The organism is Enterobacter sp. DSM 30060 (assembly GCF_013375955.1).
Taxonomy (GTDB): Bacteria; Pseudomonadota; Gammaproteobacteria; order Enterobacterales; family Enterobacteriaceae; genus Enterobacter; species Enterobacter intestinihominis.
Window position 1 is genome coordinate 3,020,627 of sequence record NZ_CP056118.1, and the last position, 15,822, is coordinate 3,036,448.

15 protein-coding genes and 1 pseudogene are annotated in these 15,822 nt (G+C 59.8%); 8 read left to right on the forward strand and 8 right to left on the reverse strand.

Annotation, left to right across the window (positions count from 1 at the left end; translation table 11 throughout):
* Positions 1-88: 88 nt before the first annotated feature.
* Genes HWQ15_RS14305 through HWQ15_RS14315 form a run of 3 tightly spaced genes read right to left on the reverse strand, consistent with a single transcriptional unit; the run spans position 89 to position 2,371 of the window.
* The gene (locus HWQ15_RS14305) at positions 89-1,201 is read right to left on the reverse strand and encodes a M20 family metallopeptidase (protein ID WP_063149475.1); all 1,113 of its coding nucleotides are present in this window, start codon (positions 1,199-1,201) and stop codon (positions 89-91) included.
* A 13-nt stretch (positions 1,202-1,214) separates the two neighbouring features.
* Positions 1,215-1,679, reverse strand: a complete 465-nt coding sequence (locus HWQ15_RS14310; RefSeq protein WP_063149476.1) for a YjiG family protein — start codon at positions 1,677-1,679, stop codon at positions 1,215-1,217.
* The gene (locus HWQ15_RS14315; RefSeq protein ID WP_063149477.1) at positions 1,676-2,371 is read right to left on the reverse strand and encodes a nucleoside recognition domain-containing protein; all 696 of its coding nucleotides are present in this window, start codon (positions 2,369-2,371) and stop codon (positions 1,676-1,678) included. The genes HWQ15_RS14310 and HWQ15_RS14315 overlap by 4 nt, the downstream gene beginning before the upstream one ends.
* Positions 2,372-2,639: 268 nt before the next feature.
* Here HWQ15_RS14315 and cstA point away from each other — a divergent pair.
* Both cstA and HWQ15_RS14325 read left to right on the forward strand, forming a co-directional pair.
* A pseudogene (gene cstA / locus HWQ15_RS14320) lies at positions 2,640-4,745 on the forward strand (pyruvate/proton symporter CstA).
* A gap of 104 nt (positions 4,746-4,849) precedes the next feature.
* Entirely contained in the window at positions 4,850-5,047 is a 198-nt protein-coding gene (locus tag HWQ15_RS14325; protein WP_006809671.1) for a YbdD/YjiX family protein, read from the forward strand.
* On the opposite strand, the gene HWQ15_RS14330 is transcribed toward HWQ15_RS14325, so the two are convergent.
* The 4 genes from HWQ15_RS14330 to HWQ15_RS14345 form a co-directional block, all read right to left on the reverse strand.
* Positions 5,044-5,448, reverse strand: coding sequence for a helix-turn-helix transcriptional regulator (locus HWQ15_RS14330; protein WP_038415640.1), 405 nt, complete (start codon positions 5,446-5,448; stop codon positions 5,044-5,046). The genes HWQ15_RS14325 and HWQ15_RS14330 overlap by 4 nt on opposite strands.
* On the reverse strand, positions 5,423-5,725 hold the full coding sequence (locus HWQ15_RS14335; RefSeq protein ID WP_058645965.1) for a type II toxin-antitoxin system RelE/ParE family toxin: 303 nt from the start codon (positions 5,723-5,725) through the stop codon (positions 5,423-5,425). The genes HWQ15_RS14330 and HWQ15_RS14335 overlap by 26 nt, the downstream gene beginning before the upstream one ends.
* 183 nt (positions 5,726-5,908) lie before the next feature.
* Positions 5,909-6,652 carry an SDR family NAD(P)-dependent oxidoreductase gene (locus HWQ15_RS14340; RefSeq protein WP_006809669.1) on the reverse strand — a complete coding sequence of 248 codons (744 nt, stop codon included), beginning with the start codon at positions 6,650-6,652 and terminating at the stop codon, positions 5,909-5,911.
* Between the two features lie 57 nt (positions 6,653-6,709).
* Positions 6,710-7,798 (reverse strand): oxidoreductase, encoded by a 1,089-nt coding sequence (locus HWQ15_RS14345; RefSeq protein WP_023299565.1) that lies wholly within the window; start codon positions 7,796-7,798, stop codon positions 6,710-6,712.
* Between the two features lie 159 nt (positions 7,799-7,957).
* Between HWQ15_RS14345 and HWQ15_RS14350 the strand changes: the two genes are divergently transcribed.
* The 4 genes from HWQ15_RS14350 (at position 7,958) to HWQ15_RS14365 (ending at position 12,861) form a co-directional block, all read left to right on the forward strand.
* The gene (locus HWQ15_RS14350; protein WP_063149479.1) at positions 7,958-9,460 is read left to right on the forward strand and encodes a sugar ABC transporter ATP-binding protein; all 1,503 of its coding nucleotides are present in this window, start codon (positions 7,958-7,960) and stop codon (positions 9,458-9,460) included.
* On the forward strand, positions 9,457-10,452 hold the full coding sequence (locus tag HWQ15_RS14355; RefSeq protein WP_022647397.1) for an ABC transporter permease: 996 nt from the start codon (positions 9,457-9,459) through the stop codon (positions 10,450-10,452). The genes HWQ15_RS14350 and HWQ15_RS14355 overlap by 4 nt, the downstream gene beginning before the upstream one ends.
* A gap of 19 nt (positions 10,453-10,471) precedes the next feature.
* A complete protein-coding gene (locus HWQ15_RS14360) occupies positions 10,472-11,536 on the forward strand; it encodes a sugar ABC transporter substrate-binding protein (protein WP_023299568.1) in 1,065 nt (354 codons plus the stop codon).
* An 83-nt stretch (positions 11,537-11,619) separates the two neighbouring features.
* On the forward strand, positions 11,620-12,861 hold the full coding sequence (locus tag HWQ15_RS14365) for an LVIVD repeat-containing protein (protein ID WP_023299569.1): 1,242 nt from the start codon (positions 11,620-11,622) through the stop codon (positions 12,859-12,861).
* A gap of 87 nt (positions 12,862-12,948) precedes the next feature.
* On the opposite strand, the gene mtnK is transcribed toward HWQ15_RS14365, so the two are convergent.
* Entirely contained in the window at positions 12,949-14,148 is a 1,200-nt protein-coding gene (mtnK, locus tag HWQ15_RS14370; RefSeq protein WP_063216344.1) for an S-methyl-5-thioribose kinase, read from the reverse strand.
* A 102-nt stretch (positions 14,149-14,250) separates the two neighbouring features.
* Here mtnK and mtnA point away from each other — a divergent pair, with 102 nt between their 5' ends.
* Complete coding sequence (gene mtnA, locus HWQ15_RS14375; protein ID WP_063149481.1) at positions 14,251-15,267, forward strand: S-methyl-5-thioribose-1-phosphate isomerase; 1,017 nt, start codon at positions 14,251-14,253, stop codon at positions 15,265-15,267.
* Positions 15,268-15,310: 43 nt separating this feature from the next.
* Positions 15,311-15,781 (forward strand): SRPBCC family protein, encoded by a 471-nt coding sequence (locus HWQ15_RS14380; protein ID WP_176587397.1) that lies wholly within the window; start codon positions 15,311-15,313, stop codon positions 15,779-15,781.
* Positions 15,782-15,822 lie beyond the last annotated feature (41 nt).

Consider the following 15,822-nt stretch of genomic DNA (forward strand, 5'->3'; position numbering starts at 1 on the left):
GGGAGTGCCGGGTGGCGGCTTCGCCTTACCCGGCCTACGAAACTGTTACCTATGTATCCGGTCATACAGAAGCGCCACCGGGCGGTTGTTACAACATCGATACCACCCGCTTCAACAGCCGAACTCGCGGCGCAATGGACGCTTTATCCAGCCATTCCGCCGGGCTGTGGAACCCGGCGCCAACCGGCCCGAAGCCGTCAAGCGTGGGGATGCCGAGCGCGGCGGTGTGGTTGGCGTCGCTGCCGCCGCCGACTGCCTGCCAGGTAATGTCGATGCCTTCCGCTTTACCCGCCGCTTCAACCTGCTGCATCAGCGCCTGCGTCGCGTCGCTCGCGGCCATCGCCGGTTTGTGATTAACCCGCGTCAGCGTGGTGGTCACGCCGTCTAAAAAGCCTTGTTCACATAACAACTCCAGCGCCTGGTTCACCCGGTCATACTCGTCGTTTTCCCAGAAGCGAACGTCCAGTTCTGCCACAGCGCTGTCCGCGACCACGTTCGCCGCGCTGCCGCCCTGAATCACGCCGACGTTAAGTGTAGTGCCGCGATCCCAGTCCGTCAGCGCATTGATGGCGATAACGCTCTTTGCCAGCGCGGTGATCGCCGAGCGGCCTTTTTCCGGGTCATTGCCCGCGTGTGCCGCCACGCCGCTAAAGGTGAGGTGATAGCCCGCCATCCCTTTACGCGCTTTCACCAGCGAACCGTCGGCGCGGGCGGCTTCGCACACCAGCACGCAGCGGGAACGCTTAGCCAGCTCGCCAATCCACTCATGGGAATGGACAGATCCGGTCTCTTCGTCCGGGTTCATCGCAACGGCAATCGCGAGACGATCGTTGTCTGCGGCGTCAAGCGCGCGCATTGCCCACAAAATATTCAGAAGTCCGCTCTTCATATCCGAGACGCCGGGGCCGTACAGGCGGGTTTCATCCTCGCTCAGCGGACGCGCGGCCACGGTGCCGGCGGGAAATACGGTATCCAGATGCCCGACCAGCAGCACGTCGAACCGTTCCGCCTGCGGCTTGTTACTGACGAAGACGGCGGGGCCCACCTTGTCGCCCAGGTTCACTTGCTCCGTATGCCAGCCTTCGCGCTGCCACAGTTGCTGCATGATGCCTGCAACAGCGGCGACGCCGTCAATCGTCTGGGTGCCGCAGTCTACGTTCACCAGGGTTTTCAGCTCTTCGATATAATGGTCAAGATTCATGTTCACGTCCTGTTCAGAGAATAATGCGCATCAGCAGCATGGCTAAGAAAGCGTTGACCACCGAGAGGGCGATCATCAGCGGAATACGTTTGGCGCGGGTGCCAATCACCCCCAGAATGCGGCCCAGGTACTGCACCTGCGAGCCCATCAGGTAGATGGCGGGCGCCAGGATCGCCAGGTGCTCGCCGGTGAGGATGCCTTTATCAAACAGGCCGATGGCAACGCCGATCCCGCCGCCCATCGACATCCAGCCGCCAATCAGCACGGCGGCCGCTTCGCCCGGCAGGCCAAACAGGCCCATCAGCGGAGAGAAGATCGTGCCCAGCCCTTTCAGCGCGCCGGTAATTTCCAGCGCCTTGATGATGATAAAGGCCATCACCACGTTGGGCAGCGTGCTGCTGGTGGCAATGCTCCAGCCTTTGCGCGCGCCTTCGATAAACACATCGGTAATGACGGGATTGGACTGTGAGGCACTCATGCGGCGTCTCCTTTATGGGTAAACGTCAGGATCAGGCGCAGCAGATTGGCGCCGACAATTTTCATGATAAACATCACCGCGATACAGGCCCCGATGGAGGTGGGCACCGCCGCCGTGCCGTCAACGGCGAGCAGCGTGAAGAGGATCGCCCCGGAAGAGAAAAAGTTGGTGATCATCGCCCCGGCGGAGAACTGGAACATGGCGAAAACGTCTTTCTCTTTTTCGCTGATTTGCCCTTCATCAGAGAGATTACGGGTAAGCGACGCGCCCACGTCGGTACTTTGCAGGCTGCCAATCAGCGCCAGCCCGGTGGTGCCAGGGATCCCCAATAGCGGGCGCAGCAGAGGAGTTAAGAGTTTTCGCGCGGCACGCAGGGCGCCATAGTGCTCCAGCACGTTGATCATCCCCAGGGCGAACATCACCGCGGGAATTAAACCGAGCGCGAAGAGAAACCCGTCCATCGCGCCGCTGCCGCCGGTGCCGCGAAAGGTGCTGCTGGCTGTGGTTAACGTACCGTCATCCAGACTGGCTTTGCTGACCACTTTGCCAAATGCGCCGTTGAGGGTGGTGAAATCAAAGACGCCGTACCACTCTTGTCCGCCTAACAGACCCGAGAAGAAAACGGCTGCAAACGCCAGCGCGAAGTACGCGCCCGGCCCGACCTGACTATCCTGAGGTACTGAACTGTTCATATCCTTTTCCTTGTATGCACGCGATTGCGCAGGATCATTCTGGCGAGGTTATGGCCAAAAAAAATGATACAAATCATTCCGTAAGGCGGTGTCTGGCCGAAAAAGGTAAAAGTGTGAACGGTGACGCTACGAAAGTGATCGGCTTAACAATGTGGTGTAAATGTCTGGTTTGACCACGCATTATTGCGTTTCAAAGTTGTTAAATTTTATCCGTTGTTCTAGAAACAAAATGTAACATCTCACTGTTTCACAACAACGGATAACCATTATGAACAACTCAGGGAAATACCTTATATGGGCAGGGCTCTCCGTTGTGGGAGCCTTTGCCCTGGGCTACATCGCCCTCAACCGGGGGGAGCAGATCAATGCGCTCTGGATCGTGGTCGCCTCCGTCTGCATTTATCTGATCGCATACCGTTTTTATGGCCGTTATATCGCGAAGACGGTACTGGGCGTAGACGGCACGCGCATGACGCCGGCCGTGCGTCATAACGATGGTCTGGACTACGTGCCGACCGATAAAAAAGTGCTGTTCGGTCACCATTTCGCGGCGATTGCCGGGGCAGGCCCGCTGGTGGGGCCGGTACTGGCGGCGCAGATGGGCTATCTGCCGGGGATGATCTGGATCCTCGCGGGGGTGGTGCTGGCGGGCGCGGTGCAGGACTTCATGGTGCTGTTCGTCTCCACCCGTCGCGACGGTCGTTCGCTGGGTGAGCTGGTGAAATAGGAGATGGGGGCAACTGCCGGGGTGATTGCGCTGGTGGCGACCTTTATGATCATGGTCATCATCCTCGCGGTACTGGCGATGATTGTGGTGAAAGCCTTGACCCACAGCCCGTGGGGAACCTATACCGTCGCCTTCACCATTCCGCTGGCGCTGTTCATGGGGATCTACATTCGCTATCTGCGTCCGGGACGCATTGGTGAAGTTTCAGTCATTGGCCTGGTGTTCCTGGTGTTTGCTATTATCTCCGGTGGCTGGGTGGCGGAAAGCCCGACCTGGGCACCGTTCTTCGACTTCACCGGCGTGCAGCTGACCTGGATGCTGGTGGGCTACGGCTTCGTGGCGGCGGTGCTGCCGGTATGGCTCCTGCTGGCCCCGCGTGACTACCTCTCTACGTTCCTGAAAATTGGTACCATCGTCGGGCTGGCGATCGGCATTCTGATTATGCGCCCGACCCTGACCATGCCTGCCCTGACCAAATTCATTGACGGCACCGGCCCGGTTTGGACCGGCAATCTGTTCCCGTTCCTGTTTATCACCATCGCCTGTGGGGCAGTGTCTGGCTTCCATGCGCTTATCGCCTCCGGGACCACGCCGAAGATGCTGGCGAATGAAAATCAGGCCTGCCTGATTGGCTATGGCGGCATGCTGATGGAATCCTTCGTGGCGATTATGGCGCTTGTCTCGGCCTGTATTATCGACCCGGGCGTGTACTTCGCGATGAACAGCCCGATGGCGGTACTGGCCCCGGCCGGCACTGTTGACGTGGTCGCCTCTGCTGCGCAGGTGGTGAGCGGCTGGGGCTTTGCGATTACCCCTGAAACGTTGACGCATATCGCTAACGAGGTCGGCGAGCAGTCGATTATCTCCCGTGCGGGCGGGGCGCCGACGCTGGCGGTGGGTATGGCCTACATCCTGCACGGTGCGCTGGGCGGGCTGATGGATGTCTCGTTCTGGTATCACTTCGCCATTCTGTTCGAGGCGCTGTTTATCCTGACGGCGGTGGATGCCGGTACGCGCGCGGCGCGCTTTATGTTGCAGGATCTGCTGGGGGTGATCTCCCCGAATCTGAAACGTACCGATTCACTCCCGGCTAACCTGCTGGCGACGGCACTGTGCGTGCTGGCGTGGGGCTACTTCCTGCATCAGGGCGTGGTCGATCCGCTGGGCGGCATTAACACCCTGTGGCCGCTGTTCGGTATCGCCAACCAGATGCTGGCGGGCATGGCGCTGATGCTTTGTGCCGTAGTCCTGTTCAAGATGAAGCGCCAGCGTTACGCATGGGTGGCGCTGGTGCCAACGGCGTGGCTGCTGATCTGTACCCTGACAGCAGGCTGGCAGAAAGCCTTCAGCCCGGACAACAAGGTGGGCTTCCTGGCCATTGCCAACAAGTTCCAGGCGATGATCGACAGCGGCAAGATCCCGGCGCAGTACACCGAATCTCAGCTGTCCCAGCTGGTGTTTAACAACCGTCTGGACGCCGGGCTGACCATCTTCTTTATGGTGGTGGTTGTGGTGCTGGCGTTGTATTCTCTGAAAACCGCGCTGGCGGCGTTGAAAGTCGACACGCCAACGGCGAAAGAGACGCCGTATGAGCCAATGCCTGAGAACCTGGACGAGATTGTCACCCAGGCGAAAGGGGCGCATTAACCCGTGTGCCGGGTGGCGGCTTCGTCTTACCCGGCCTACATTTCTTATCCTCCCTCTCCCTCCGGGAGAGGGCCGGGGTGAGGGAAACAAACGAGAAACTGATTATGTTCGACACCCTTTCCAAAGCAGGTAAATACCTGGGCCAGGCCGCTAAAATGATGATTGGCGTGCCGGATTACGACAACTACGTCGAGCATATGCGCGTCAACCACCCGGATCAGACGCCAATGACCTACGAAGAATTTTTCCGCGACCGCCAGGACGCCCGCTACGGTGGCAAGGGCGGGGCGAAGTGCTGTTAACCCTCTTTTGGTAAATAGAGGCTGATCTGCTCCTGTTTACAGCCGTAAATTGCCGCCAGCTTTTCGCGGGTGCGCTTTTGCGGACGGGAGTCCAGCGCTTCCAGCTGTGATACGGCGGACTGGCTGATGCCGAGTTTTTCCGCCACCTCCTGCTGGGATAGCCCGCGCAGGATACGCCACGCGGCCTGCAGGCTGACGTTCTCGCTATGCATGATGTCGCACACTTCACCCGGTAAACCTACGTTATCGTAGATATCTGATTCGTAAGGGATGTCTTCCCAGTCGTTTTCATCATCGTCATCATACTCAAGCATGGCTAAACGCATGCGAAAATATTCATCGTAGGGAATGACAACATACTGTTTTTTTCCTTCTTCATCCTTGATGAACTGAACAGTCATATTCCGTATGCTCCTCATGAAGGTAGGTGGTGGTTGTCCGGCGTTTTACCGCCACTACGTAGCAGATATCACCCGGCGGATCCCCGAAGGTGTAAATGACCCTGTAATCACCTAATCGCAACCTGTAGTGGTTTTCGGGAGAAGATAATTTCTTGATATCCGAGACAGGTGATGTTTTATCATCCATCTTCTCCAGCCTGAATTTAATGCGGTTCTGATATCGCGTATCGATTTTAGAAAATTGCTTCTCTGCTGTTTTTGACCACACGATCTTCATCCGTACCTCCACTGTACGCCCACACAAAATATAAGGAAATAATAAGACTATTAGATAAATTCCGAATTTCTTATGGGGTACTGTAGAGCGGAAAAAAAGCGCAGGTAAGAGGCAAAACGCAAACCGTCGAGGCGGCTCGAAAAGGCCTCTGCTGGGCGACAGAGGCTTGCAGGAAAATTGCGATCAGGCGTTCAAACCGCCATCCACGTCCAGACCGGTGCCTGAGATCTGCCCGGCTGCCGGGCTGGCAAGGAAGGTGACCGCCGCCGCGACGTCTTCCGGCTGGCCGTAATGGCCCAGGGCAATAAGCTGACGCTGTGAGTCAGCCTGTTCACCGTCCTCCGGGTTCATATCGCTGTTGGTCGGGCCGGGGTGCACCAGGTTAACGGTAATGCCGCGCGGGCCAAGATCGCGGGCCAGACCTCGGGTGAGGGAGTTCAGTGCAGATTTGGTCATTGAGTAGACGGCAATCCCCGGCTGTGCCACGCGGTTCGCCAGACAGCTGCCGATGTTGATGATGCGTCCGCCGTCAGACATATGCACCAGCGCTTCCTGAATGGCGATCACCACGCCGCGGATATTGACGTTGATCAGAGCGTCGATGTCCGCCAGGGTCATGGACTCCAGCGGGCCGCCGCGTGCAATCCCGGCGTTATTGACCAGAATATCCAGCCCGCCGAGGGAGCGCGCCGCCTGCGTGACCGCATCCTGAATCGCCTGCGCGCTGGCGCTGTCGGCCTGAATCGCCTCGCCGTGTCGCCCCAGCGCGTTGATTTCATCGACGACCTGCTGGGCTTTATCGACGGATTTTTCGTAGGTGATAACCACATCGGCACCGGCGCGTGCCAGCGACAGCGCAATCGCCCGACCCAGCCCACGACTGGCGCCGGTGACCAGCGCCTTTTTACCTGTTAAATCGATCTGCATGATGACCTCGTTGCAAGAGTGGAGAGAATCATCATTAGGTATAGCCCGTCGGCGCGATTAACGGCTGAAGGATTCCACCTTCTCAAACGCGGCGCGCAGAACGTCAGGGCTTAACGTAATCGGTAAAAAGTGAATCGACTCCACCGGGCGCAGGGTGTGAGCAATGACCTTGTCCAGCTCGTCGCGGTTATGGATATCGACCTCCAGCGCGCGAAGCGTGGTCGGCAGGTTAAAACGCTGGTATGCCGCCACCAGCTGCGCCAGCACGTCCTCCTGACCGAGCAGGGCGCTCTGCACCAGAATGCCGTAGGCCACCTTGGTGCCGTGGAGGTATTTTTCCGTCTGCGGCAGCACGGTTAAGCCGTTGTGCACCGCATGTGCCGCCGCCACGCGGGTATAGCGTTCGCCCAGACCGCCGACCATACCGCCACCGGCGATAACGGCGTCCACCACGTCCCGAAACGCCTGCGTCTGGTCGCCGCGCTGCTGGTCGGCCAGCGCCTCTTCGCTGCGCTCCAGCAACACGTCGCGGATCGCCAGCGCACCGTTCAGGCCAAGACGCACGGTCAGCGGCAGGTTTTCCGGTTCAGGGGCGAGTACCGCCGCTTCGTACCACTTCGCCAGCGTATCGCCGATGCCTGCCAACAGGTATTCCGCCGGGGCGTTAAGGATGATTTGCGGCTCCACCAGCACCAGATAGTTGGCGTCGTCAAAAATCTCAAACTGTAGCGCCTGCCCGGCATCGTTGTACCACACGGAGAGCGGGGTCCACGCCGCGCAGGTGGCGGCGATGGTGGGAATGCCCACGAACGGCACGCCCAGACGACGCGCCACGGCCTTGACGGTATCCATTACCGCACCGCCGCCCACGCCAATCACCACGCTGGCTTCACCACCCGACGCGTTCACCAGATGAGTGACGTCACGCTCGCTGCAATGGCCCTTAAACAGCAGATGTTTTGCCCCCGTCGCGTTAAAACTCTCCGGCAGATAAGGGCGTGCGCCCTCGATAGCCCGCTCGCCGTAGATCCACACCGCGCGGGAAAGCTGTTCCGGAGTAAAGAAATCATCCAGGTGCGCAAGGCTTCCCGGATGAGAGAAGTAGTTCGCCGGGCCGGGCACGACGCGGATATCGGTGTTGCTCATGAAGTTGTCCTTTTTTAGCAAGCGCTAACCCGATGTTATGTCTGGACATCCGGATGGCTAATAATATTTCGCTTTATCTTATGCCTTTTCCGTCGTTGTCAGTCAACCGGAGCTGTGAAAAATTCGCTAAATCAGAAGAGTAATGAAGGATTTACGCGGATGGTTTCCAGTCGCCTTGAGATGCGCGGTATCAGCCTGGCCTTTTCCGGCTTTCAGGCCTTGTCGCGCGTGGATTTCACCCTGAATGGCGGGTCGGTGCATGCGCTGACCGGCGCCAACGGCGCGGGAAAATCGACGTTGATGGCGGTGCTGTGTGGGACGCACGATCGTTATGAAGGCGAAATCTGCATTAACAACCAGCCGGTAAGCATCCGCGAGCCGCTGGACGCCAAACGGCTGGGTATCCACCTTGTGCAGCAGGAGGTGGACGTGGCGCTGATCCCCGGGCTGAGCATTGCGGAGAACATTATGCTCGACCAGCTGGCGCAGCCGGGACACCGCTACAGCTGGCGCGCGATTCGTCAGCAGGCGCGGCAGGCGCTGGCGCAGCTGGATGTTTCGCTGGACGTTCGCCGTTCCATCGACAGCAGCACGCTGGCTGAAAAGCAGCAGATTTTGCTGGCGCGGGCACTCTCGCACCACTGCCGTTTTCTCATTCTTGATGAGCCCACTGCGCCGCTGGACGCGCACGAAAGCGAGCGTCTGTTTGCGGTAGTAAGACGTCTGCAACAGCAGGGCATTGGCGTGGTGTTTATTTCTCACCGCATTCACGAGCTGAAGGCCATCTGCGACACCCTGACGGTGCTGCGCGACGGCAGGCTGATTGAGTCCGGCCCGATGGCGGATCTGAGCGGAGAGGAGATCGTCGAGAAGATGCTCGGCCACGAGCTGAGCGATATCTATCCGCCCCCGCGACCGCCGCACGGTGAAGAGATGCTGCTGCGGGTGGAAGGCCTGCACGACGACGCGCTGCTGAAAGATATCTCCCTGCATCTGCGCAAAGGTGAAATCCTCGGCATTGCCGGGCTGGCGGGGGCGGGGAAAACGGAACTCTGCAAGGCGCTGTTTGGCGCCAGCAAAAGCCGCGTGGCGCGTGGCGAGCTGAACCATCAGGCCTGGAAACCGCGCGATCCGGCAGACTCGGTGCTACGCGGTCTGGCGCTGGTGCCGGAGGAGCGGCGCAAAGAGGGCATTTTTATCGACGAGCCGGTGAGCATGAACCTTGCCGTGTGCGCCGATAACAGTTTCTCGCGCTGGAGCCTGTTTGGTCATCGTCAGGCGTGGCGCTGGGCGGAAGAGGTGATTGCCCGCGTCGGCGTGCGCACGCGCGGGCCGGGGCAGGTGCTGCGTCGGCTTTCCGGCGGTAACCAGCAGAAGGTCGCCATCGGGAAATGGCTGCGCAATGACGCCAGCGTGCTGATATTCGACGAGCCGACCAAAGGCGTGGACGTGAAGGCCAAAACCGATCTGTTTCAACTGATCGACGGCCTGGCGCGCGAGGGCAAAGGGGTGATTTACGCCTCGGGTGAATTTGCCGAGCTGGTCGGTCTGTGCGACCGCATCTGCGTGCTGTGGGACGGGCGCATCGTGGCGGAAATCGCCGGGGCAGAGGCCCGGGAAGAAACACTACTTTATTATTCAACCGGAGGAACGGCGTCGTGAGCAAGGCCCTTTCAGTGACCACGGCGGCGTCTGGCCGTCAGCAGATTTTCGATTTTCTTTATAAGTGGGGCATGCTGCTGACCGTCGTCGCGCTGGTGGCGGTGTTTGGCCTGGCGTCGGACAGCTTCCTCGACCCGAACAACATCATCAACATTCTGCGCTCGATTGCCATCGTGACGGTGATTGCCGTTGGCGTCTCTATTTCGCTGACCGTCGGCGGGTTCGATCTCTCCGTGGGATCTACCGCGTCGCTGGCGAACGCGCTGGTGATTTCGCTTTTCGTCTGGCACGGCTTTGGCACCACCGAGTCGATTCTGCTGACCCTCGCGCTCTGTACGCTGGTCGGCCTGTTTAACGCCTTTCTGATCGTCATCCTGCGCATTCCGGACATGCTCGCGACCCTTGCCAGCCTGTTTGTCATTCAGGGTGTGGCGATGACCTACAGCTACGGCGGGTCGATTACCGAGAACATGGTACTGCCGAGCGGCGACATGGCGGAAGGGACCATTCCGGCGGCGTTTGGCCTGCTCGGGCAGGTGCCGACCATTGTGATCGTCATGCTGGTGGTGACGATTCTGGCACAGCTGGGCCTGTCGCTGACCACCCATGGACGCCGGATGTACGCCATTGGCGGCAACCCCGAAGCCGCGCGCCTCTCCGGCATTCGCACCACCCGCTACAAAGTGGCAGCCTACGTGATTGCCTCTCTGCTGGCGGGGCTGGGCGGCATTCTGCTGGCCTCGCGTATTGGTTCATCGCAGGTGAATGCGGGCGGCGGCTACCTGATGGACGCGGTGGCGGCGGCGTGGATCGGCTTCTCGCTGGCCGGATCCGGCAAGCCGAACGCGCTGGGTACGCTGGTGGGGGCGGTGATCCTCGGCGTGCTGTCGAACGGGCTGGTGATGCTCTCCGTGCCGTATTACGCCATGGACATTATAAAAGGGCTGGTGCTCGCGGTAGCGCTGGCGATTACCTACATACAAAAACGCTGACAACACAACGGGATAATAAATGAAAAAGATTGCGCTCTCTTTGGTAGCTCTTGGGTTACTCACTTCTCTGCCGGGCCTGGCGGCTACCCCCGCGCCGGTTCCGACCGCCATTGCCAGCCATGACGGCCCGATCCGCATCGCGGTGATCCGCAACCTGGGCTCGGACGACAACACCACGCAGTTTGTTGCCGGGGCGATTCAGGAAGGGAAAAAGCTCGGCTTTAAGGTCAGCACCTTTTTAAGTAACGGGGACGACGCCAAATTCCAGGATTTCGTTAACCAGGCCATCAGCCAGAAATACGACGGGATTATTCTCTCTCAGGGGCGCGATCCGTACTCCACCGCGCTGGTGAAGAAGGCGGTGGATGCCGGGATCAAAGTTTCGGTGTTTGATACCGCTGTGAACGGCGAGATCCCGGGCGTAACCGTTACCCAGCAGGACGATGCCTCCCTGACCAACCTCTCTTTCGGCCAGCTGGCGAAAGATTTCAACGGCAAGGCCAATATCGTCAAGCTATGGGTCGCGGGCTTCCCGCCGATGGAGCGCCGTCAGGCGGCCTACAAAGAACTGCAAAAGCAGTACCCGGAGATTAAAGAGCTGGAGTCCATCGGCGCGGTCTCCTCTGACGTGCAGGGCGACACTGCCAACAAGGTGGGCGCGATCCTCGCGAAATACCCGAAAGGTAAAATCGATGCCATCTGGGGTACCTGGGATGCCTTCAGCCAGGGCGCGTATAAGGCGCTGAAAGAGAACGGCCGAACCGAGATCAAACTCTACAGCATCGACATCTCCAACCAGGATTTACAGCTGATGCGCGAGCCGGGTAGCCCATGGGCAGTGAGCGTGGCGGTGGATCCGAAGCTGATTGGCGCGACCAACGTACGCCTGATTGCCAATAAGATTGCCGGAGAAGCGACGCCTGCCACTTACGATTTCAAGGCGGCGGCCATTCCGCAGGCGCTGCTGACCGCCCAGCCGGGCGCGGTGAACGTGGCGTCTCTGGGGAAAATCATTCCGGGCTGGGGCCAGACGGAAGATTTTGTTGCGCCGTGGTTTGCGACGCTGGAAGCCAGGTCAAAATAATGCCCGGTGGCGCTTTGCTTACCGGGCCTACGGTGTTGTAGGCCGGATAAGGCGCAGCCGCCATCCGGCGAAAGGACTTATACATGTCTGCATTACCTCAACCCGAATACAGCCGCAATATGCGGCTGATTGGCCATAGCGATCAGGGCGGTCGCCCGGACGGCGTGCAGCTGATGGTGCACCGCGGTTTCGCCTATATCGGCCATATGGTGTCGCAGGGCTTTTCGATAGTGGACGTGCGCGACCCGAAAAAACCAAAAGCCGCAGGATACGTGCCTGCGCCGCCGGGTACCTGGAATGTGCATCTCCAGGCGCATGACGACCTGCTGCTGGTGATCAACGCCCGGGATCTGTTTGCCGATGCGCGTTTTGCCGATGAGAAGGTTTACTACACCCGCCAGGTGGGGGAGACCGTCAGCGATGTGCAGGATAAAGGCTGGAGCGCCGGGCTTCGCGTCTTTGATATCTCCACACCGGACAGGCCACGCGAGATAGGCTTTTTATCGCTGAGCGGCATCGGCATTCACCGCATCTGGTACGTCGGTGGCCGCTGGGCGTATGTCTCAGCGCTGATAGACGGCTTTACCGACTACATCTTTCTGACCATCGATCTGGCGGACCCGCGCAAGCCTGAAGTGGCGGGACGCTGGTGGCTGCCGGGGATGAATCAGGCCGAAGGCGAACAGCCGAACTGGCCGGAAGGCAAACGCTACGCCCTGCACCATGCGATTATTGCAGGCGATACCGCGTACGGCAGCTGGCGCGACGGTGGCCTGACGCTGCTGGACGTGAAGGACCGCACCCGGCCTAAGCTCATTAGCCACCGTAACTGGAGCCCGCCGTTTGGCGGCGGGACGCACACCGCGCTTCCGCTGCCGGATCGCGACCTGCTGGTGGTGCTGGACGAGGCGGTGCTGGATAACCAGCAGGACGGCGAGAAGCTGATCTGGCTGTTTGATATCCGCGAGCCGTCGAACCCGGTGAGCATTTCTACCTTCCCGCAGCCGGATGAAACCGACTACGTGGCGAAAGGGGCGCATTTCGGCCCGCACAACCTGCACGAGAACCGGCCGGGGAGCTTTGTCAGCTCAACGCTGATCTTCGCGACGTACCAGAACGCGGGCGTGCGCGCGTATGACATTTCCAATCCGTATCGCCCGGTGGAAACGGGGGCGCTGGTGCCCGCGGCGCCGGAAAAGATGATGGATACGCGGCCCAATCGCCCGCAGGTGATCCAGTCGTGCGACGTGTTTGTGGATGCGCAGGGGATTATTTACAGCACGGATTATAACGGTGGGATGTCGGTGATTGAGTATCTGGGGTGAGTTTTTGCCGGGTGGCGGCTTCGCCTTACCCGGCCTACATTTTGCACCCGTAGGCCCGGTAAGCGCAGCGCCACCGGGCAAACGTTCTCAACTGTACTGCCGCACCCGCGCGACCAGCTCTTCCGCGCTGTCGATGCGGTCGGCAATCACAATCAGCGCCTTGCCGAGGGATATCGCGTGGCGCAGGCATTCGTGACGCATCGCTTCATCCTGAATGGTGTCGATATCCGCCACATGGGAAAGCCCGACGCTGCGGCGAATCAGCTCGGTGCCGCAGAATCCGATGGCGTCATGCCAGACCTTTTTCAGGAACGCAGAGGCATAGCCCGGCGCGCTCAGCGCGGCGTCGCGCGTTTTCTCATTCGCCAGCGCCTGGAAGCGCTCCGCGAAGGTGTTCCACAGTTCCTGAATATCGGTCAGGCGCTGCTCGCGCGCGGCGGCGGCATCGCGAATGCCCAGATGCCCCGGCAGGCCGCAGAAGTTCAGCAGCAGGTTGCCGATGGCAGTGCCAACGTCAAAGCCAATCGGGCCAAAGTAGCCGAACTCGGCGTCGATGGCCTTCAGACTGCCGTCGGCCACAAAAATTGAGCCGCTGTGAATGTCCCCGTGCAGCAGGGCTTCGGCATGCGAAAAGAAGCGGTGCTTCAGGGAGGCCACAGCGATTTTAAGCTGGGCGTCGTCGCGCAGGGCGGCAACATCGTTCTCCAGATCGGCCGGGTAGCTATTGCGCGCGTGGATCTGGTACGGATCGTTGAAGAACAGATCTTCGGTGATCTCGCACATCTCCGGGTTGATGAATTTTGCCACCTGCGCTTTTTTCTCGTGCGGATGCAGATAAAAATCGCTGGTGTGGAACAGGGTGTGAGCCAGATATTCACCCAGCTGCCGCGCCGCCTGCGGGTAGTAAATGTTGTTAATCAGCTCGCCGCGCCAGATGCGATGGCTGGAGAGATCTTCCATCACCATCACCGCCAGTTTCGGGTCAAAGTGGTGGATTTTCACCGTGTGCTGAGGGCTGTGCTTGTAATGCTCGACCAGGGTTTGCGCCTCCAGGCGAGCGCGATCCAGCGTCAGCGGCCAGGACTCGCCGACGCAGCGCACATAGGGCAGCGCCTGCTTAACGACGATGCGGCTCACGCCCGCGCGGTCGAAAACTTTAAAGACCAGGTTGAGGTTACCGTCGCCGATTTCCTGCGCCTCCACCAGCGATGACGGATCGTCAAGTCCGCCAAACTGCCTGGCATACTCCACGGCGTCCTGAGCGGTAAAGGTACGGTATTGCGACATGGCCTGCTCCTCAGTTTTGCTAATTAAGACATGTAGACGTCTATACATCTGGATTTCATCCTGACACAATGTGCTACAACAACGCAACAGGGAATTAACGACATGCAGACATTACAGACGACCAGCCTGCGGGTGGCGAATAATCAGCTCTATATTCTCGACCAGCAGGCGCTTCCGCAGGAGAAACGCTGGCTGGATGCCTCGACGGTGGAGGCGCTGGTTGGGCATATCCACGCTCTGCGCGTGCGTGGCGCGCCGTTAATTGGTCTCTCTGCAAGCCTGCTGCTGGCGCTGTTAGCGGAAAGCGGTAAAGGCCGCGACGAGCTGGCGGCGGCGCTGGAGACCCTGCGTGCCTCCCGCCCGACGGCGGTGAACCTGATGAACAATCTCGACCGCATGAAGATTGCGCTGTGGCAGGAAGCGTTCGTTCCGGCGCTGGTGGCTGAAGCGCTGCGCCTGATTAATGAAGACAAACGGCTTTGCGACGCGATTGCGAAAGCTGGTAGCGCGCTGGTGAAGCCCGGCAGCCGCCTGCTGACCCACTGCAATACCGGCGGGCTGGCAACGGCGGGCGTCGGGACGGCGCTAGGGGTGATTGCCCGCGCGCATCAGGCAGGCAACGTCAGCAACGTCTGGGTGGATGAAACCCGTCCGCTGTTGCAGGGCGGCAGGCTGACCGCATGGGAGCTGGGCGAGCTGGGCGTGCCGTATCAGCTGATTACTGACTCCATGGCCGCCAGCCTGATGGCAAAAGGGCAGGTGGATGCCGTGTGGGTGGGGGCAGACCGCATTGCCGCCAACGGCGACGTGGCGAACAAAATCGGCACCTATTCCCTGGCGGTGCTGGCGAAGTTCCACGGTATTCCGTTCTACGTCGCCGCCCCGCAAACGACCCTCGACCGGGACTGCCCGAACGGTGACGCGATCCCGATTGAGCAGCGCGCGGCCAGCGAAGTGACGGGCGTGGCGGGAAGCTTTGGCGCGGTGCAGTGGGCGCCGCAAGAGGCGCAGGTCTATAACCCGGCGTTTGACGTTACCCCCGCCTCGCTGATTAGCGGCTGGGTGCTGGATACGGGCGTGGTCACCCCTGAAGAGGTAGCGAAAGGGAAATTCGCCTGAGTGGGACTATCCTTGTAAGGGGTTCCCTTTAGAGGACGTTATCGTGACGCTCGATCCTGAAACAGACTTAAAACTGGAACGCGTGGTGGATGCACCGAGCGACCTGCTGTGGCTCTGCTGGACCACACCGGAGCACATCAAAAACTTCTTCATTCCTGCTCCCCATAAGGTGACTGAATGCGACCTCGATCTGCGCGTGGGTGGGCGGTTCAATACCGTGTTTGAGGTGGACGGGCAGCGGATGGATAACCGGGGCGTATTTCTTGAAATCGATCCGGGGAACAAGCTGGTCTTTACCGATGGCTATACTGAGGGCTGGAAGCCGGCTGAAAAGCCGTTTATGACAGCGATCCTGCTGCTGGAAGATGTGGGGGAGGGCAAAACCCGCTACACGGCGATAGCGCGTCACCCAACGAAGGAGATCCGCGAGCAGCATGAACAGATGGGCTTCCACGAAGGGTGGGGCGTGGTGTTGGATCAGCTGGTGGGGTATGTGAAAGGGCCGAAACGGTAGTGCCCTTAGACCCCCTCTCCCTTGAGGGAGAGGGCTGGGGT